The sequence below is a fragment of the Kitasatospora phosalacinea genome (genome assembly GCF_030268885.1).
In the GTDB taxonomy this organism is placed as follows: Bacteria; Actinomycetota; Actinomycetes; order Streptomycetales; family Streptomycetaceae; genus Kitasatospora; species Kitasatospora phosalacinea_C.
Genome location: NZ_BSSA01000045.1, coordinates 1 through 18865, shown reverse-complemented (window position 1 = coordinate 18865; position 18865 = coordinate 1). Strand labels below are relative to the sequence as shown.

Genomic DNA, 18865 nt, shown 5'->3' with positions numbered 1-18865 from the left:
GTGCTCGTGCTCGTGCTCGTGCTCGTGCCGGGCCGTGCGGTGGTCGCCGTTCGGACGACGGCCACCGCACGGTCAGCGTGAATTGACGCTCCGTCAGTACGTGCTGCAGGACTGGCCGTTGAGCGTGAAGGCGGTCGGAACGCCGTTGGTCCCCACGCTGGAGGTGCCGCTGAAGCCGAAGTTGACGCTCCCCCCGGCCGCGATCACCGTGTTGTACGAGGCCGGGTTGCTCGCCACCACCTGCCTGCCGGTCTGCACCGGCACCGCGTTCCACATGGTGGTGACCTTCTGGTCACCGGGGAACGCGAACGCCACCCGCCAGCCGTTGACCGGCGCGCTGCCGGTGTTCTTCACCGTCACGTCGCCGTTGAAGGTGCTGCCCCAGTCCGACAGCCCGTAGTGCACCGCACAACTCCCGGCGGGCGCGCTGGTACTGGCACTCGCGCTGGCACTCGCACTCGCACTGGCGCTGGCACTGGCACTGGCGGACGGGGACGGGCTCGCGGAGGCGCTCGGGCTCGTGCCGCCCGTCGGCGTCGGGCTCGAAGTCCCGCTCGTCAGACCGGACTTGGCGCGCATCCGGTCCGAGTGGGCCCGGAACACCGACAGTTCGGGCGCCCCGGCCATCACCCCGAACTTCCCGTCCACGCTGCGGTCCGCGTACCACCAGAACGCGCTGCCGTCGCCGCCCGCGGCCTCGAAGTCGGGGTAGAGCTGCCCCCACCAGGCCGAGCGGTCGACGTTGTGGACGTTGAACTCGCCCATGAAGAACGGCTTCCCGACCTTGTCGTGCGAGTCGGTGATCCACGAGCGGATCAGCGCCTTGGTCCGGTCGAGGCTCAGGTTCGCCCAGGACTCGGTCGGGTACGGGTGCGCGGAGGTGTAGTCGATGTACGGCGACTGCTGCACGTGGACGAAGGGGTTGCCCTCGTCCCCGCCGAAGCCGTAGTTCGTGCCGTGGCCCTCCAGCCCGACGCCCAGCAGGTGCTTGGAGTCGATCGACTTCACGAACGCGCCCATCTCGTCCACCCAGGCGCGCAGCGTCGTCCCGTCGACGTTCTCGGCGGCGCTCTGGTCCTGGTACCGGGGCTCGTTCATCAGGTCCCAGGCGAAGATGGTCGGGTCGTCCTTGTACTTGACGCCGCTGTAGTGGTTGACCCGGTTCAGCGCGTACGAGACGTAGTTCTTGTACGAGGTGAAGCAGCCCGGGCAGCGGGTCTTGTCGAAGAACGCGGCCCGGCCGGGCTGGCCGCCGGAGAGGCCCTCCCACTGCAGGCGGGTGTCGATGCCGCCGTACGCCTCCCAGTAGTTCTCGAAGACCGGGACGAGCCGGATGCCGTGCGCCTTGGCGGACTGGACGATGTAGTCGAACTGGGCGAACTCCTGCTCGTCGTAGACGCCCTTGGACTTCTCGAAGCCGTGCCAGTTCTCGTGGCTGAACATCCACAGCCGCACCACGTCGACCTTGTCGGCCTGCAGGTTGGCGAACTGGGCGTCGATCCGGGCCTTGTCCATGAACTGCGTCTCGGTGTCGCCGTAGCTGCCGCCGTACGTGAACAGGTCGTAGGTGTTGGTGCCCGCGAAGTAGTACTCCTTGCCGTCCAGGCAGAAGTGCGTGCCGCAGCGGGTCGCGAACGAGTCCGCTCCGGCCGCCTGCGCGGTGTCGGCCCGGCCGAGGGTCAGGCCCGCCGCGGCGACGGACGCGGCGAGCAGCAGGGCCATCGGCGCCAGGCGCTTGGCGGAGGTGCGGGGGCGGTGGTGCTGGAGTCTCGGGTTCACGCGAGTGCCTTTCGTCCCGGGTGGGGGGGTGGGGGTGCGGGTGGGAGGTGCCCCGGCCGCCGGGTGTCCCAATCGCGGGGGCTCGGGGTCGGCGGTGCGGACGGCGGCGTTCGTTGGGGCGTGCCGCCCGCACCGGGCCTTGCGGGGAAGTGCTCCTCTTGCGCGGGGCAGGCGTCCAGCGGCCTGCCCGATCGGCGATTAACCGATTAAGGCGTGAAGACCGTACGGGCGGCTCGACATCGTTGTCAACAGGGGGTTAACCGTTTGTTGCCGACCCACTCCCCGCGGGGGCGGCGGGCTACAGCGGGCGGGGGTGCGCGTAGTAGCTTGAGAGGGCACAGCAGGTCCGCGTCCGGCACCAGAGCGGTCGACGGGCGGTCGACGAGCAGTCCTGAAAGGTTCCGTGGAGCAGGTGTCCCAGCAGCAGAGCCCGCCGGCGAAGCGGCCGACCATCGCCGACATCGCCAGGATCGTGGGCGTGTCCAAGGTCTCCGTCTCCAACGCCTTGAACGGTCAACCCGGCGTCTCGGACGCCACCCGCGCGAAGATCGCCGCCGTCGCCGAGGAGCTCGGCTTCGTCCGCAACAGCGCCGCCCGCGCCCTCAGCGGCGCCAAGGCCGCCGCCGTCGGCCTCGCGCTCTGCCGGCCCGCCCGGATGCTCGGCACCGAACCCTTCTTCATGGAGCTGATCGGCGGCATCGAGAAGGTCCTCTCCGACGCCTCCTACTCGCTGGCCCTCCAGGTCGTCTCCGACCACGAACGCGGCCTGGAGGCGTACCGCCGCTGGTGGGGCGAGCGCCACATCGACGGCGCGATCCTGGTCGACCTGCGCCGCGACGACGCCCGGGTGCCCGTCCTGGAGGAGATGGGCCTGCCCACCGTCGTCATCGGCCACCCCTCCGGCTCCGGGGGGCTCACGCCCGTCTGGTCCGACGACGCCGCCGCCGTCCGCGAGACCATGGAGTACCTCGCCGCCCTCGGCCACCGCCGGGTCGGCCGCGTCGCCGGACTCACCGGCCTGGTCCACACCGCCATCCGCGACGACGCCTTCACCGCCGCCTGCGCCGACCTCGGCCTGGACGCGCTGCCGACCGTCCACACCGACTACACCGGCGAGGAGGGCGCCCGCGCCACCCGCCGCCTGCTGCTCTCCCCCGCCCGCCCCACCGCGATCCTGTACGACAACGACATCACCGCCGTCGCGGGCCTGTCCGTCGCCCAGGAACTCGGCCTCTCCGTCCCCCGGGACCTCTCCCTGGTCGCCTGGGACGACTCCCCCCTCGTCCAGGTGGTCCGCCCGCCGCTCACCGCCCTCACCCGCGACATCCACGCCTACGGCGCCCACGCCGCCCGCACCCTCCTCGACCTGATCGCGGGCCGCCCCGTCGACGGCTACGAGGACCTCGCCCCCCAACTCACCCCGCGCGGCTCCACGGCCGCACCGCCCACCCGCTGACCCCGCCCTCGGCCGGGACGTTCCCGCGGACGACGGACTCCGCGGGGCGGCCGCGGTCGACCACGGGCCGTTCCGGACCAGCACGGCAGTCGGCCGCCGCCCGGTCCGACGTCTGCGCCTCCTCCGCCCCCGAGCAGTTCCACCACCCGCCCGTGCGGCAGGTTCGGGTGCGAGGAGACGGCACGACGCCCCGTCCCTGCCACCGAGGCGTCGGTGCCATGCATGGCCAGCAGAAACACGCCCCTCACCAGCGGAAGGACAACACCTTCTCACCCGTCCGCACCGGCGCCCGCTTCGAGCGCGGCACACTCGTCGAACACCCCCGTCAGGAGGCAGCGTGACCACCCTCGAGCCCCGAACCATCCGCACCGACCGGCTGGCCCTGCTTCCCCTGCAGGTCGAGCACGCCGACGAGATGGCCGTGGTGCTGTCCGACCCCGCCCTGCACGCCTTCGTCGGCGGCACCCCGGACGCCCCCCAGGATCTGCGCGCCCGCTACGAACGTCTGGTGACCGGCTCGCCCCGTCCCGGCGAATCCTGGTGCAACTGGGTCGTCCAACTCCGCGACGCCGCCTGCCTGACCGGCTACGTCCAGGCGACGGTCACCGCCGACGACCGCGGAGCCGCTGCGGAGATCGCCTGGGTGGTGGGCACCCCCTGGCAGCGGCGCGGCATCGCCGCCGAAGCTGCCCAAGGACTCGTCGCCTGGCTCCGGGAGCACCCGGTGCACACGGTCAGCGCCTACATCCACCCCGACCACACGGCATCCGCCGCCGTCGCCGCCGCCGGCCTCACCCCCACGCAGCAGTCGCACGACGGAGAGATCAGGTGGCAGCTGACGATCAGCTGACCCCGCCCACCCACGGGTCTTGACGGTCACTCCTGCCGGCAGTGCCAGGGCCGTCTGACCGCCGAGCCGCCCTTCACGGTGGGCCTGCATCCTCTGTAGGCGCCGACCTGAAGCCCCGAGCCTCGACGGCCCCGAGCCTCGACGGCCCCGAGCCTCGACGCCCCAGCAGGGGAAGGCGATGTCACGTCGTCGACACCGCTTCAGCACACTCGCTGCCGCCGTACTGACGCTGGGCAGCGGTCTTGTCCTGCCCACCCCGCCCGGGCGGCGAACCGACCACCGGAACGACGGGGACGTTCGACCTGGTGCGCCGGAGCGACCGTCTCGCGTTCAACGGGGCGGAAGGAGTGGCTGCCGTGCCGCTGGACGTCACAGGGAGCAGATGTATCGCCCCGCGGGTGCCGGCACCGGATCCGCACCGAGGTCGAGGAGTGAGCACGCCGGGCACACGCCCGCCTCGCCCGCGCGCCGCCCTGTGCGATCTCCCGCTCGACCGTCCTGCGCCTGCCCCTGCCCCTGCGCCGGGTTCTGCCGCCGCTGCGGGTGCTGCGGGTGCTCGGCGCCGGGCCGGTGGCGCAGGCAGGGGTGCGGGCCGTGCCGGGCTTGACCTCGCGGTCGGCGTCGGTGAGCGCCGGAGCGGCCGGAGGCGGCCCGGACCGGCGGCGGTAGGGTCGGGACCGGCCCGAACCGACCGAGGAGACACGCAGCATGAGGGCGCCCACCGAACTCGGCCTGGTCGACTGGTCGGCGCTGGAGCACGCGTACGGCCCGGCGGAGGACCTGCCCGAGCTGCTGGCCGGGCTGTACGGGCAGGACGCGGCGGCGGTCGAGGAGGCGCAGTACGAGCTGGTCAGCGCCGTCTGCCACCAGGGCAGCGTCTACTCGGCGTCGGCCGCCACCGTCCCGTACCTGGCGCACGCGGCGCTGCACGCCCCGCTGGCGGCGGGCCGCAACGACGCGCTGGCGCTGCTGTTCCTGATGGCGGAGCACGAGTCGGAGGAGCTCGCCGCCCCGCGCTGGGCGGGGAGCGCAACGGCCGCGGTCTGCCGCGAGTTGGAGCGGGTGCTGCCCGGGCTGCTGCCGTGCCTGGCGGATCCGGAGGAGGAGACCCGGCAGCTCGCGCTGCGGGTGGTGGCCGCGGTCGCCGACCTGCTGCCGCAGGCGCAACGGGAGGAACTGGCCGATCTGGTGGGCGGGTTGCACGAGGCGGACGCCTCGCCGTCCGTCCGGGCCGACGCACTGGTGGCGCTGGACCGGCTCGGGCGCGAACTGGCCTTCCTGGACAGCCCGTTGTCCGAGGTCCGGCAGGTCTCGGCGGTGCTGGTCGCGGAGCGGCACGGGCCGCCGTACCCGGCGGAGGCGGTCGCGGTGTTCGCCGCCGACGGGGCCTCGGGCGGCCCGGGCATCCCGTGGCCGGTGACCGGCAGCCCGAACACGCACCTGCACCGGCTGCTGCAGCGCGACCCGGACGCGGCGCTGGCGGTCGCGGGGCGCTGGATCGCCGACGGGGACGGGGCCGGAACCGACCGCCACCAGGGCAGTTGGCTGGCCACGGCGGTCGCCCGGGTCTGGCGCGACCGCGAGGCCGCGGTGCTCGACCTGGTGGCGGCCGCGCTCCCCCACCACCACGAGGACCCGCGGCACCTGCTGCGCACCGCCGCGCACTGGATCGAGCACCTGCGCACCCCGCCCGCCGCCCTGCTGGACGCCCTGCGCGCCCACCTGGACCGCGATCCCGCCGCGCTGCTCGGCCTGGTCCGGGCCCGCGTCCCGGGGGTCCTCGACCTGCTGCCGGGCCGCCCCGGGGCCGCGCTGCTCGCGGAGGCGGCCCGCCTGCTGCCCGCCCGGGAGCACCCGCGGCTGCGCACGCTGGCCGCCCGCCGACTCGCGGCCGGCGCCGACGAGTACGAGAGCCGGACGCTCGTCGAGACGCTCGACCTGCTCGGCGGCGGCACACCCGAGCTGCTCGCCTGCCTGCGCGAGGGCCGGGCCGCCGCCCCGGCCGCCCGCGCCCTGGGGCGCACCGCGGTCACGGCCGCCCCTGCCGAACTCACCGTCCTGCTACGGGAGTCGACACGCGCGGAGGACGGGGAGCTGCGGGCGGCGGCGGCCGTCGCGCTGCACCGGCTGACCGGGGACCTCACGGAGGTGCTCCGGGTCTTCCCCGAGCTACTCGCCGACGGCGAACCCCTCTGGCAGCTGGCCGAGTTGGCACCGCTCGGGGCCGCCGCGGCACCGCTGCTCCCGCTGGTCGTCCCGCTGCTCGGCAGCCGCCGCGCGCACGTCCGGCTGGCCGCGGCCCGGGCTCACCACCGGATCACCGGCGACCCGGGGCTGCCCGCCGCCGACCTGATCGCCCGACTGGCCCCGGAGCGCGACGTCCTGGGCGCCCTGCCGCTGCTCGCCGCCCTGCCCCGGCTCCCCGAGGAGGCCCGCCCGTTCCTGCGCGGCCTGGCCTTCTCCCCGCGCCGCCTGCTGGCCGACGACCCCCTCGGCCCCACCGGCGGCGGCCTGCCGGACTACCGGGCCCGCAGCCTCGCCCTCGCCCTGCTGCGCACCTGACCCCGTCGGCCTCCCGCGGGCCTCCCGCCCGCACCTGCCCCGACGCGCCCGATCTTCGCCCTCAACCGTCCCACCGCACGCGAAACTCGACTGCGAGTTTCCCCAAGTCGTCGAGTTCCGAGGCCAGTTCGGGTGCGGCTTCGGCAAGTGGCCTTCCTCCCACCAGCGGTGCGGAGCGGTAGATCTTGCGCAGCGCGAAGCCCCACCCGCCGTCCTCGTCGGCCGCGGCCCCCGCGGCGCCCGCGGTGACGACGAGCCGGTGCGGCTGGTAGCGGAGCAGGCGGCTCTCCTCCCGGGTCGCGGTGCAGGCGTCGAGTACGGACCACAGCTCGGCGTCGGTCAGCCGGGCGAGCCGTCGCGCCGTCAACTCCTCGCCGTCGAGCAGTCGACGGGCGAGTCGGCGGGCCACCGAGACCGGGCCGACGTTGTCCCAGGAGGTGTGCAGCCGGGCCTCCGCCCGGACCAGCGCGACCAGCACGGCGGCGGTCTCCCGGTCCGTGGAGACCGCGGAGTGCGCCGCACCGCCGAGCCGGAGCCGTTCCAGCAGTGCGGCGGGGTCGGCGTCGAGCTGCCCAGCGGCCCGGCCGCTGCGGGCGTAGGAGTCGAGGTGGTCGAGGTTGAGCAGTCCGGGGTGCCCGGTGAGCGGTGTCCGGGGCTGCCCGTCGAGCAGGGCGGCCACCGCCTCGGGGCGGATGCCGTGCCGCTCCAGGACGGGTCGGACCGGGTCGGCGTGCAGCAGCTCGGCGCCGAGGGCGTGGTGGTCGAGGCCGCCGATGCCCTCCAGGGTGTGGCTCAGCGGCAGGTGTCCGATGTCGTGCAACAGGGCGGCGACCCGCAGGAGTCGGTCCTCCGGCCGGAAGTGCGCGACCAGCGCGAGGACGCCGAGGGTGTGTTCGAGCCGGGAGTACGACTGCAGCGTGGTGACCGCGGACGCACCGGCGTGCCCGACGAACTGCAGGCGCCGCAGCGGGGCGGTGCGCAGCAGCGCCGCCTCCACCGGTGCGAGCCGCACCGGGACGCGCCACAGCGGGTCCACGAACACCCCGCCCGCACCGGCCGTACTGCTCGCCACCACCCGCACCCCGTCGTCCATCGGGCCACCCTACGGCCTCACCGGGGCGCCCGGCGCGGGAAATCCGCTCGGCCGGGCGGTGGCACGGAGCCGCTGCCCGGGCACGACGCGGCACGCGGCCGTCGGCCGGGTCAGGGTGCCGTGGACCCGCCGCCACCCGGCGGCGGGTCCGGGGCCGTGAGCCGGGGCTCGCAGAATTGAACGTGTTCAGTATGCTGGCGGCACGACGCTCCCGCCCGGAGCGCACACCGCAGGGGGACCGATGCCGACCGCACCCGCACACCACCACTGGACGAGCCGCCCGGGCCCCGTCCGGGGCCTCTGCGCGCTCTGGGTCGGGCTCGCCGCCCTGGGCCCCCGGCTGTCCGGCGCACCGACGCTGACCGCCTTCCCCCTGCTGGTCCTGCTGCCCGCCCTGCCGCTGGGCCTGCTGCTCGGCCACGCCCGCCCGCGCCGGCTCCCGCTGCTGCTGGTGACGCTCCCCGCCGGGCCGGTCGCCGCCGCGATCGGCCTGCACCCGGCCCTGCACCCGGACCGGACCGCCCCGCACGACCCGTGGGAACCGCGGCTGCTCGGCACCGCCGCGGTCCTCACCGCCCTCTTCCTGCTGACGGGCGTCGTCTGCGGGGCCCTGACCCGGCGCACCTCCGAACGGCAGCGCGACTGACCGGCCCTTCCCCCTGCCGCTCAGGACGGCGCGGGCCCGGTGCTGCCGCGCGGCACCAGCACCGGCGTACCGGCCGGGCGGGACGGGGCGCGGCCCTCGTCGATGAGCTCCAGCAGGCAGCGGGCGACCTCCTCGCCGACCGCGAACGGGTCGTGGCTGAGGGCGGAGAGCTGGGGGCGGGTGATCCGGCACAGGTCGGAGTCGTCCCAGGCGACCAGCGAGACGTCCTGCGGGACGCGCAGCCCGAGTTCCTCGGCGACGGCGACCGCGGCGACCGCCATCAGGTCGTTGTCGTAGACGATCGCGGTGGGCCGGTCGGCGGCCGTCAGCAGGGTGCGGGTGGCCCGGGCGCCCGCGTGCGCGGAGAGGTCGGTGGGGAGGGTGCGGGCGGTGACGTCGGGGAGCTGGGCGGCGGTCGCCGCGAAGGCCCCGCCGCGCAGCAGGGTGCGGCCGAGCGCGGCGGGGCCGGTGACGTGGGCGATCCGGCGGTGGCCGAGCAGGGCGAGGTAGCGGACGGCCTCGGCGATCGCGGCGTCGTCGTCGGTCCACACCGCGGGGAACGGGCCGGACAGCGCGGGCTGGCTGACCGCGACGGCGGGCATGCCGAGCTTGTGCACGGGCTCCAGCCGGGGGTCGTCGGCGACCACGCCGACCAGCACCGAACCGTTGACCCGCCCGGACTGCCACCACTGCCGGTACAGCGCGATCTCCGCGTCCCGGTCCGGGACGGTGTGCAGCAGCAGCGCGCACGGCCGCTCCGCGAGGACCTGCTCGATGCCGCCGATCAGCGCCATCTGCACCTGGTCGAGTCCGGCCCCGCCCCGGGTCAGCGCCATGCCGACGGTGTGCACCCGGTCGCCCTGGGCGAGCGAGCGGGCCGCCAGGTTCGGCGACCAGCCGAGTTCGCGGGCCGCCTCGACGATCCGCCGCCGCGTCGCGTCGGAGACGCCCGGCCGGTCGTTGAGGGCCAGCGAGACCGCACCGGCCGACACCCCGGCCCGGGCCGCCACGTCCCGGATCGTCACCCGGCGCTGCATCCTGCTGCTCACCCCGTCCACTCCGTAGCCGCCACCTGCGGGTCCCCATCCTGTCAGGTCCCCGCCGCCGGACGGCACATCGGCTCCTGGTAGCGTCGCACTCTTCGCCGGGTGGGCCCGGTGGAGTACCCAGCGGGGGACCCGGCATGACGACCGCGCAGCAGCGCCTGCACCACGCCCTGGACGCCCTCGGCCGTACCGCCCGCCCCGGGCCGGCGGTCGACGGCTGCGAACACTGCTACACCGCCGAGCAGTTGGCCGTCCTCTCCGGCCCGCCCGACCTGATCCCGGACGGGCTGCTGCACTCGGTGGCCGCGAAGTTCCCCGACCACTGGGGCGACTTCCCCACCCTCTACCGGCGCCTCGCCCCGCGTCTGCTGCGGCAGTTGACCACCGGCACGCTCGCCGTCGACGGCCCGCTGGTCGCCGCCCGCCTGGTCGCCGCCGACTGGCCGAACTGGCACCGCGCCGAACTCGTCCGGGACGTCCTGGACGCCTGGTGGTCCGCCACCCTCGCCGATCCCGCCGCGCACGCCGCCGACGTCCTGGAGACGGTGGCGGTCGCCACCGGCACCGTCGTCCCCTGGCTGCGGACCTGGACCGAGACCCGCACCCCGACCGCCGAGCGGCACGCCGCCCGCACCGTCGACGACTGGCTGCACTTCGACCGCCTGCCCGACCTGCGCCTCGGCTTCCACCGCGAACTCCCGGTCGGCCCCGAGGTCGCCGCCTGGATCGCCAGCCTCCCGCCCCGCCTCCTCGACGAGGAGCACCGCTACTGGCTGGACACGGTCTACCGGGACTGACCCCGCGGGGGCACCCCGCGCCCGCCCGGCCCCCGACCCGTCAACTCCCGGCCGCGGCGGCCAGCAGGACGCGGCCGGCCTCGGTGAGTTCGTGCGTGACGGTGCGACCGACCCTGCTGCTGTCGATCAGCCCCGCGTCCCGCAGGATCGCCAGGTGCTCGCTGGCCGTGGGCGGCGTGACGCCCACCAGCCCGGCCACCGCGGTGGTCTGCAGCGGGGTGGCGAGCGCGGCCAGGATCCTGGACCGCGTCGCCCCCAGGAGGCGGTCCAACGACCCGGGGGCGGGGGGCGCCGCCCACAGGTAGCGCCCGGACGCGGGGTAGTAGATCGCCGGGGTCCAGTGGTCGGAGGTGGTGCACTGCACCCGGTCGGTGATGAACAGCGACGGCACGAGGACGAGCCCGTCGGGGCAGTCCACGTCGATGTCGACGGCCTTCGCGACGGTGACGGTGTCGCCCTCGCACGCGGCGGAGGGGTGCAGGCGCGGCAGGACGGCGCGCAGCCCCTCGCGGTTGACCTGGAGGGCCCGGTCCAGCATCTCGGCCCGCAGCGCCTGCCGCATGGCCGGCCACTCCGGTTCCACGACCGCCTTCCACAGGCGGCGCAGCGCCTCGGCGGCCTCGGACCTGAACCGTTCGGGGTCGTCGAGCAGTCGACGGGCCACCGCGGCCCCGCGGCCGGCCGCCGCGTCGACCAGTTCGGCGTGCGCCCGGTCCGCCGGTGCGGCGAGGAGCGCCTCCACGCCTTCCTCGAACGTCGGTTCGCTGGACGTCGGCGACGGGTCGAGGAAGTCGGGCCGGTAGGCGCCCTCGGCCATGAGGACGGTGAGCGGTGCCAGGTCGGGCAGCGGGAGGGCGCGTCGGCGGCGCAGCCACGGCTGGAACATCGGGTGGCGCTGGGGCTCGGTCAGGAGCCGGGCGAGGCTGACCACTTCGTGGATCGGCGACATCGCCCACCGCACGCTCGCGGCGCCGGCGCCCAGTCGGTAGCGGATCACCAGGTCATTGTGCGGCCACCGCCGAAGTGAGCGCGAGCAGGGCGGCGCCGCCCCGAGACTCGGGGCATGACCGACACGGAACGGACCGCCGGGCCCTCCACGGAGCCCGAGCTGTCCCGACAGGCACGAACGATCCGGCTGGGCCCCGGCGGGTCGACCGTCGAAGTCCTCGCGACCCCGGCGGAGACCGGTGGGGCGGTGAGCGTCTACCGGTGGCGCATGGCACCGTCCGGCCGCGGGCCCGACCCGCACTTCCACACGACGTTCGGCGAGACCTTCGTGGTGGAGCAGGGCGAGGTCGCCCACTTCGACGGACGCTCCTGGCGGACCCTCCGGCCCGGCGACACCGCGCACGCCGCGGCGGGCGGCGTCCACGCGCTCCGGAAGGAGAACGCCGGACCCGCCGTCCTGCTGATGGTGCTGACGCCGGGCGTGCCGCGGGAGGAGTACTTCGCGCAACTCGCCACCGCGGACGAGCAGGACCTGGACCGGCTCCACCGGGACCACGACAACCACTTCGTCGCCCCCCGCGGACGGTGAGGGCCCGGTCCCGAGCGGGACCGCAGCGCCGCCGTCCGTCCCCTTCCCCATCGATCCCCCAGCAGAGGACCCCACCGTGCCCACCATCGCCATCGTCGGAGCAGGCCCCGGCATGGGCCTGGCCGTCGCCCGCACCTTCGGCTCCCGCGGCTTCGACGTCGCCCTCGTCGCGCGCAACCGCGACGGGCTCGACCGCCTGGTCGACCGGCTCGGCGCCGAAGGCGTCACCGCCGCCGCGTTCCCCGCGGACGTGCTCGACCCCGAGGGGCTGACCGGGGCGCTCGCGGACGCCGCCGCCCGTTTCGGCGGCGTCGACGTCCTGGAGTACTCCCCGGCCGGGAGCCTCGGGTCCGCGCCGCTCACCGCACCGTCCGACACCACCCCCGCCGACGTGCGGTGGGCGATGGACCTGCTGCTGCACGGGGCCCTCACCGCCACCCGGGCCGTGCTGCCGTCGATGCGCGAGGCCGGCGCGGGCACCCTGCTCTACACCAACGGCGCCGGCTCGATCGACCCCAACCCGCTGCTCGGCAACCTCAACGCCGCCCAGGCCGCGCTGCGCAACTGGGTGCTCGGCCTGCACGGGGAACTGGTCGGCACCGGCGTCCAGGCCGCGCACGTCGCCATCGGTGCGTGGGTGGGCACGGACGGCCCGCCCGGGGTGCCGGCCGTCCGGGCCGAGGAGGTCGCCCCCCTCTACTGGGAGCTGCACACGCGGCGCGACGAGGCCGAACGCGTCTTCACCGCGTGACGTCCGACCGGCCCCGCCCGGCACCCCGTCCCGCTCTCACCCCTCGCCGGGCGGCGTCTCGCCCGACCCGCGCGGGACGAGCACGGTCGGGATCTCCAGCCGGGCCGGGGCCGCGTCCTCGCCCGCCAGGCGGTCGAAGAGCCGGTCGAAGAGGCGGCGGGCGGCGAGGGCGCCGAGGGCGACCGGGTCCTGGGCGACGACGGTGAGGCCGGGGGTGAGCAGGTCGGCGAGTTCGAGGTCGTCGAAGCCGACCAGGGCGGGGCGCCGGTCGGCGGGGAGGTGGTGCAGGGCGGCGAGGGTGACGCGGTTGTTGGCGGTGAACAGCGCGGTGACGGCGTCGGGGCCGGTGGTGAGGCGGTGGACGGCGGCGGCGACCCGGGCGCGGTCGGTGGGGCCGCAGTCGATCCAGCGTTCGTCGACGGGCAGTCCGGCCTCGGCCATCGCCGCGCGGTAGCCGCGGGCGCGTTCGGCGGCGGTGTGGATGGTGGGCTGGTCGCCGACGAAGCCGATCCGGCGGTGGCCGTGGGCGATCAGGTGGGCGGTGCCGGCCTTCGCGCCGCCCGCGTTGTCGCTGAGGACGGCGTCGGCGTCGATCCCGGCGCCGGGGCGGTCCAGGAAGACCACGGGCGTGCCGGACTCGATCTCGGGCAGCAGGTAGCGGTGGTCGTCCCCGGCCGGGACGACGATCAGCCCGTCGACCCGGCGGGCGCAGAAGGCGAGCGCCAACTCCCGCTCCCGCGCCGGGTCCTCGGCACTGGAGCCGGTGAACAGCAGGCAGCCCTCGGTGGCGGCGACCTGTTCGACGGCCCGGGAGAGCGCGGAGGAGAACGGGTCGCTGATGTCCTCCAGCAGCAGGGCGACGCTGGCGGTGCGGCCGGTGCGCAGCAGCCGGGCGCTGTCGTTGCGCCGGAACCCGAGCGCCTCGATCGCGGCCCGCACCCGGGCGGCCATCTCGGGGGTCACGCCACTCTCGCCGTTCACCACCCGGGAGACCGTCTTCAGCCCGACCCCGGCGGCCGCCGCGACGTCCTTCATCGTCGGTCGGGCACTGCGGGAACTGCTGGTGGGGCGGCTGGTCATGTCAGGGAGGATAGTGCGCCCACCACCCGGCACGCCCGCCCCCTCCCCCGTCCGCTTCCGGCCGCCGGGCACCGGGTTCGGCCCGGGGCGTGCCGCACCCGGGCGGCGGCGACGGCCGGGTTCAGGCCCCGTCGGTGACCAGGGCCAGCCAGGCGTCGGCGAGCAGGCGGTGGCCGAGGGGGGTGGGGTGGACGCCGTCGGCGGCGATCAGGGCGGGGTCGCCCGCGGTGCGGGCGGCCTGGTTGAGCAGGCCGTCGGCGGCGAGCAGCAGGGCGTCGTGCTCGGCGGCGAGGCGGCGGACGGCCTGGATGCGCGGGTCGAGGTCCGCGCGCCAGGTCCACTGCTCGGCGGTGACGGGGACGAGGAAGGGTTCGATCAGCACGAGCCGGGGGGCGCAGTGGGCGTGCAGGCTGCGCAGCAGCTCCCGGTACCCGTCCTCCCAGGCGTCGACGGGGCTGGCCAGGCCGCTGTCGTGGTGGCGCCAGGTGTCGTTGACGCCGATCAGCAGCGAGACGAGGTCCGGCCGGTGGGCGAGGGTGTCGGCGTCCCAGCGTGCGCGCAGGTCGACGAGGCGGTTCCCGGCGATGCCGCGGTTGAGGACGGTCGGGGTGCCGGGCAGCGCGGCGGCGGCCAGGGCCGCGTAGCCGTGGCCGAGGTCGTCGGGGCGGGCGCGGTCGCGTCCGGCGTCGGTGATGCTGTCGCCCTGGAACAGGACGGTGGCGGCGGGCTGCATGCGGCACTCCTCGCGCGGGGGCCCGCCGCCCGGTCGACGGTCACCGGGCGGCGGGCGGACGGGTGGGTGGGTCGGTGGACGGATGGACTGGTGGACGGGCGCGTTCCCCGTCACCCCGCGGGCATGCCGCCGTTCAGCGGGCCCGCGGCACCTTGGCCCGGAACACCGTAGCGTCCCCGGTCAGCCGCAGCGGCCCGCTCGCGGCCGGGACGTACGCGCAGTCGCCGGGACCGAGGGCGGGACCGTCCTCGACGCGGGCGGTACCGCGGGTGCAGAGCAGGAGCTGCGGGCCGTCGTCGTCGAGCCCGACGGGGGCGCCGAGTTCGATCCTGGAGAGGGTGAACTCCTCTGCGGGGGTGAGGAACTCGAGTTCGCCGGGGCCGACGGGAACGGCGGGTGCGCGGTGCGGGGCGGTGGGCCGGAAGTCGACCACCGCGGCGAGCGCGGCGGTGTCGACGTGCTTGGGGGTGAGTCCGCAGCGCAGCACGTTGTCGGAGTTGGCCATGATCTCGACGCCGAGGCCGCGCAGGTAGGCGTGCGGGACCCCGGCGTCCAGGTAGAGGGCCTGTCCGGCGCCGAGGTGGACGTGGTTGAGCAGCATCGCGGCGAGGAGGCCGGGGTCGCCGGGGTAGTCGCGGGCGGCGGCCAGGTACGCGGCCCAGGTCGGCGCGTCCGCCCCGTCGCCCTGCGCCAACTTCTGCAGGGCGGAGGGGAGTTCGGCGGCGGCCCGGTCGCCCCGGGCGCGGTCCGCGGCGAGCGCGCCGGTCAGGACGGTGCGCAGGGCCTGTTCGGCGGGGGCGGTGCGCAGCGTCTCGATCCAGGGGGCGAGCACCGGCAGGTCGAGGCGCTGCCACAGGTCGGCGGTGGCGCGCGGGTCGCGGAAGCCGCAGAGGGCGTCGAACTCGCCCAGGGCACAGATGAGTTCGGGTTTGTGGCTGCGGTCGCGGTAGATCCGGTGCGGGGCGTCGAGCGGGACGCCCGCGGCGTCCTCGGCGGCGTACCCGGCGGCGGCCTGGGCGGAGGTGGGGTGGACCTGCACGGACAGGGCGTGTTCGGCGGCCAGCACCTTGAGCAGGAAGGGGAGCCGGGGTCCGAAGCGGTCGGCGACCCGGGGGCCGAGTTCGGCGGCGGGGTCGCGGGCGATGACCGCGTCGAGCGGTTCGCCGCCGGCGCCGCGGTCGATCCGGGAGGGGGCGCCGGGGTGGGCGCCCATCCAGAGTTCGGCCTCGGGTTCGCCGGTGGGCGGGCGGCCGGTGAGGCGGGCGAGCGCGGTGGTCGATCCCCAGGCGTAGGGGCGGATCGTGGTGGCGAGCAGGTCGGCGGTCATCGGGTGCGCTCCGGGCGGGTGGTGCCCCGGTCCGTCCGCGGACTTCCTCACCCTCAGGAGGAGTCGGGGACGGACCGGGAGTCTACGGGAGGGGGCGGGTCGGCGGGGCGCTGCTGCCGCGCGGGACGAGGACGGGCGTGGGCGCCGGCCCGGCGGGGGTGCCGCGGTGCTCGATGACGTCGAACAGGGTGCGGGCGACCAGCGCGCCGTAGCCGTGCACGTCGTGGCTCATCGCGGACAGCGCGGGGTGGGTGAGGCGGCACAGCTGGGAGTCGTCCCAGGCGATCAGGGACAGGTCGGCGGGGACGTGCAGGCCGAACTCGGCGGCGACCGAGATGCCCGCGACGGCCATGATGTCGTTGTCGTAGATGATCGCGGTGGGGCGGTGGGCGGAGGCCAGCAGCATCCGGGTGGCCCGGGCCCCGGCCCGGCCGGAGAAGTCGGTGGGAACGCTGCGCGGCGGCTCCAGTCCGAGCTGTGCGGCGACGGCGGCCAGCGCCCTGGTGCGGATCGCGGTGTGGCCGAGGTCGGGGTCGCCGCCGACCCGGGCGATCCGGCGGTGGCCGAGCATCGCGAGGTAGCGGACGGCGTCCTCGACGGCGGCCGAGTCGTCGGTCCAGACGGCGGCCGACTCCCCTCCGGCCAGGCCGGGGTGGCCCGCCGCGACGGTCGGCATGCCGATCGCGGCGAGGGCGGGGATCCGCGGGTCGGCCTCGGTGAGGTCGACCAGGACGGCGCCGCTGACCCGGCGGGTGCGCCACCAGGTGCGGTGCACGGCGAGTTCCTGCTCCCGGTCGCGGACCAGCCGCAGCAGCAGGGTCGCGGAGCGTTCCTCCAGCACGCTCTGGATGCCGGAGACGAACTCCATGTAGAAGGGCTCCAGGCCGAGTTGGCGGGCCGGGCGGGTGATGACCAGCCCGACGGTGTCGCTGCCGGGGGCGAGCCGGGCCAGGCTGCGGGCGGCCTGGCTGGGCACCCAGCCGAGCTGCTCGGCCGCGGCCCGGATCCGCTCCCGGGTGGACGCGGACACCCCGGGCCGGTCGTTCAGCGCGAGCGAGACGGCCCCGGCCGAGACCCCGGCGAGGGCGGCGACCTCCCGGATGGTCACGCGTCCGCCCACCGCGCCCCCTCCCGCGGTTCCCCGGGCGGCGGCACCACGGCGCAGGTGCGCTGCCGCCGCCCGTTCCCCCCGCTGCGGCGGCTCGCCCGGGGTCACTTGGTGGAGCCGGCCGCGAAGCCGGCGTAGATCAGGCGCTGCAGGGCGAGGAAGACGACCAAGGTGGGGAGGATGACCAGGATCGCCCCGGCCGAGATGATCTCCCAGTTGACGCCGAACGGGCCCTGGAAGCGGAACAGCGAGGTGGAGATGGTGCCCAGGTCGGTGGAGGGCATGTACAGGAACGGGATGAAGAAGTCGTTGTACACCGTCACCCCCTTGACGATCACCACGGTGGCGATGGCGGGCTTGAGCATCGGCAGGATGATCCGCCGGTAGATGGTGAAGGAGTTCGCGCCGTCGAGCCGGGCCGCCTCGTCCAGCGAGACCGGGATGGAGCGGATGAACTGCAGGAAGATGTAGATGGAGATGATGTCGGTGCCCAGGTAGAGCAGGATCGGCGCCCAGCGGCTGTTGAACGCGCCGAGCTCGTTGACGATCTGGAAGGTGGCGACCTGGGTGGTCACCGACGGCACCAGGCTGGCGAGCAGGAACGCGGCCATCACCAGCTTCTTGAGCCGGAACTCGAAGCGGTCGATGGCGTAGGCGGTCATCGAGCCGATCAGCACGGTGCCGGTGACGGACACCAGCAGGATGATCCCGGTGTTCAGGAACGCGGGCAGCATGTGGCCCTGGGTGAAGGCGATCCTGAAGTTCTCGAAGTTGAACCAGTCGGAGGGCAGGTCCAGCGGCCCGGTGTTCAGGGCCTCCTTGCGGGTCTTCAGCGAGGTGAACAGGATCACCAGCAGCGGCACCAGCACCACGGCGCTGGCCAGCACCAGCGACAGGTACTTGGCTCCGGACGCCGCGGCGGAACGGGCGTGGAAACGACGGCGGTTGCGGTTCACGGCGGTGGTCACGACAGTTCCACCCTCTCCTCCGGCACCAGGCGGCGCTGGATCCAGGTGACGATCAGGATCAGGACGATCAGCACGACGGCGCTGGCCGAGGCGAGACCGAACTTGTCGAACTTGAACGCCATGTTGATGCTCTGGATGACGAAGGTCTGCGAGCCGTTGGCGCCGCCGGTCATGATGTACGGGATCTCGAAGACGGCCAGCGAGCCGGAGACCGCCAGGATCGCGCTGAGGCTGATCACCGGCTTGATGCTCGGCGCGATGATGTGCCGGAACTGCTGCCAGCGGTTGGCGCCGTCCAGCGCCGCGGCCTCGTACAGGTGCGGCGGGATCGACTGGATCGCGCCCAGGAACAGCACCAGGTTCAACCCGGTGTAGCGCCACACCGACACGCCCGCCAGCGACTTGTTGACCAGGTCCGGGTCGCCGAGCCACTGGTGCTTGCCGTGCACGCCGACCAGCGACAGCAGCGAGTCCAGGGTGCCGTGCGGCTGGAAGAAGAACAGGAACACGAACCCGATCGCCACGCCGTTGATCAGGTACGGGAAGAACAGGATGCCCTTGAACAGGTTCCGGAAGCGGGTGTTGAAGCTCAGCACGGTGGCGAAGTACAGGGCCAGCGCGATCTGCAGCACCGCGGCGACCAGGTAGACGCCGGAGACCAGGAACACCTTGAACAGTTCGGGCCGGGTGAACAGGTCGGTGTAGTTCTTCAGGCCGACGTTGTCGCGCTCCGGGCTGATCCCGTCCCAGTCGGTGAAGCTGTAGCCGATCATGTCCCCGATCGGCAGGTACGTGAACGTCACCAGGAACGCCAGCGGTACCAGCAGGTACAGCCACGGGGTGAACCACCAGTGGCGGCGCAGGGTCTTGCGCCGGGGAGCGCGGCGCCGGTCGGCCGGGGCGGCGTCGCCGTCCGCCGCGGCCCGCGCGGGGGGCTTTCCGGCGTCCCGGTCCCTCTGCAGTGCAGTCATCTTCCGTTCCTTCTCACGTCCTGGCACCCGGTGGGCGGCGCGGTCGGTGGGGTCCGCTCGCGCCGCGCCGTGCTGCTGGGTCGGCTGGGCCGTGCTGGTCAGCCGTTGACGGTCTTCTGGGCCTGGGACCACTTCTTGTTGAGTTCGGCGAAGTAGCCGTC

General features: G+C 74.7%; 17 protein-coding genes. 7 read left to right on the top strand and 10 right to left on the bottom strand.

From position 1 onward, the window contains the following. Positions 1–93 precede the first annotated feature (93 nt). Positions 94–1779: a cellulose binding domain-containing protein gene (locus tag QSK52_RS36830; protein ID WP_285740643.1), complete on the bottom strand. Its 1686-nt coding sequence runs from the start codon at positions 1777–1779 to the stop codon at positions 94–96. 403 nt (positions 1780–2182) lie between these two features. Here QSK52_RS36830 and QSK52_RS36825 point away from each other — a divergent pair, with 403 nt between their 5' ends. From QSK52_RS36825 to QSK52_RS36815, 3 genes are all read left to right on the top strand, one after another. Further along, a complete protein-coding gene (locus QSK52_RS36825; RefSeq protein WP_285740642.1) occupies positions 2183–3235 on the top strand; it encodes a LacI family DNA-binding transcriptional regulator in 1053 nt (350 codons plus the stop codon). Between the two features lie 337 nt (positions 3236–3572). Next, positions 3573–4085, top strand: a complete 513-nt coding sequence (locus tag QSK52_RS36820; protein WP_285740641.1) for a GNAT family N-acetyltransferase — start codon at positions 3573–3575, stop codon at positions 4083–4085. A gap of 708 nt (positions 4086–4793) precedes the next feature. After that, positions 4794–6647: a hypothetical protein gene (locus QSK52_RS36815; RefSeq protein WP_285740640.1), complete on the top strand. Its 1854-nt coding sequence runs from the start codon at positions 4794–4796 to the stop codon at positions 6645–6647. A 61-nt stretch (positions 6648–6708) separates the two neighbouring features. Here the strand turns inward: QSK52_RS36815 and QSK52_RS36810 are convergent, their stop codons facing one another. Beyond that, positions 6709–7740 carry an HD domain-containing protein gene (locus tag QSK52_RS36810; RefSeq protein ID WP_285740639.1) on the bottom strand — a complete coding sequence of 344 codons (1032 nt, stop codon included), beginning with the start codon at positions 7738–7740 and terminating at the stop codon, positions 6709–6711. A gap of 241 nt (positions 7741–7981) precedes the next feature. Between QSK52_RS36810 and QSK52_RS36805 the strand changes: the two genes are divergently transcribed. Further along, complete coding sequence (locus QSK52_RS36805) at positions 7982–8386, top strand: hypothetical protein (RefSeq protein WP_285740638.1); 405 nt, start codon at positions 7982–7984, stop codon at positions 8384–8386. A 20-nt stretch (positions 8387–8406) separates the two neighbouring features. Here the strand turns inward: QSK52_RS36805 and QSK52_RS36800 are convergent, their stop codons facing one another. Next, a complete protein-coding gene (locus tag QSK52_RS36800; RefSeq protein WP_435053464.1) occupies positions 8407–9435 on the bottom strand; it encodes a LacI family DNA-binding transcriptional regulator in 1029 nt (342 codons plus the stop codon). A gap of 134 nt (positions 9436–9569) precedes the next feature. On the opposite strand from QSK52_RS36800, the gene QSK52_RS36795 reads away from it, so the two are divergent. Then, positions 9570–10229 (top strand): hypothetical protein, encoded by a 660-nt coding sequence (locus QSK52_RS36795; RefSeq protein ID WP_285740637.1) that lies wholly within the window; start codon positions 9570–9572, stop codon positions 10227–10229. Positions 10230–10269: 40 nt separating this feature from the next. Here the strand turns inward: QSK52_RS36795 and QSK52_RS36790 are convergent, their stop codons facing one another. Continuing rightward, positions 10270–11226, bottom strand: coding sequence for a DUF5937 family protein (locus QSK52_RS36790; protein ID WP_285740636.1), 957 nt, complete (start codon positions 11224–11226; stop codon positions 10270–10272). Positions 11227–11292: 66 nt separating this feature from the next. Between QSK52_RS36790 and QSK52_RS36785 the strand changes: the two genes are divergently transcribed. Together QSK52_RS36785 and QSK52_RS36780 are read left to right on the top strand one after the other, a co-directional pair. Beyond that, the gene (locus tag QSK52_RS36785) at positions 11293–11766 is read left to right on the top strand and encodes a cupin domain-containing protein (protein WP_285740635.1); all 474 of its coding nucleotides are present in this window, start codon (positions 11293–11295) and stop codon (positions 11764–11766) included. 76 nt (positions 11767–11842) lie between these two features. Beyond that, positions 11843–12517 carry an SDR family NAD(P)-dependent oxidoreductase gene (locus tag QSK52_RS36780; protein ID WP_285740634.1) on the top strand — a complete coding sequence of 225 codons (675 nt, stop codon included), beginning with the start codon at positions 11843–11845 and terminating at the stop codon, positions 12515–12517. 36 nt (positions 12518–12553) lie between these two features. Here the strand turns inward: QSK52_RS36780 and QSK52_RS36775 are convergent, their stop codons facing one another. The 6 genes from QSK52_RS36775 to QSK52_RS36750 all read right to left on the bottom strand — a co-directional run bounded on the left by QSK52_RS36775 (position 12554) and on the right by QSK52_RS36750 (position 18704). Then, the gene (locus QSK52_RS36775; protein ID WP_285740633.1) at positions 12554–13597 is read right to left on the bottom strand and encodes a LacI family DNA-binding transcriptional regulator; all 1044 of its coding nucleotides are present in this window, start codon (positions 13595–13597) and stop codon (positions 12554–12556) included. Positions 13598–13718: 121 nt separating this feature from the next. Further along, the gene (locus tag QSK52_RS36770) at positions 13719–14330 is read right to left on the bottom strand and encodes a GDSL-type esterase/lipase family protein (RefSeq protein WP_285740632.1); all 612 of its coding nucleotides are present in this window, start codon (positions 14328–14330) and stop codon (positions 13719–13721) included. Between the two features lie 133 nt (positions 14331–14463). Beyond that, positions 14464–15657: a mannose-6-phosphate isomerase, class I gene (gene manA / locus QSK52_RS36765; RefSeq protein WP_285740631.1), complete on the bottom strand. Its 1194-nt coding sequence runs from the start codon at positions 15655–15657 to the stop codon at positions 14464–14466. An 82-nt stretch (positions 15658–15739) separates the two neighbouring features. Further along, positions 15740–16765 (bottom strand): LacI family DNA-binding transcriptional regulator, encoded by a 1026-nt coding sequence (locus tag QSK52_RS36760; RefSeq protein ID WP_285740630.1) that lies wholly within the window; start codon positions 16763–16765, stop codon positions 15740–15742. A gap of 104 nt (positions 16766–16869) precedes the next feature. Beyond that, entirely contained in the window at positions 16870–17721 is an 852-nt protein-coding gene (locus tag QSK52_RS36755; RefSeq protein WP_285740666.1) for a carbohydrate ABC transporter permease, read from the bottom strand. Positions 17722–17729: 8 nt separating this feature from the next. Next, positions 17730–18704: a carbohydrate ABC transporter permease gene (locus QSK52_RS36750; protein ID WP_285740629.1), complete on the bottom strand. Its 975-nt coding sequence runs from the start codon at positions 18702–18704 to the stop codon at positions 17730–17732. Between the last annotated feature and the right edge of the window lie 161 nt (positions 18705–18865).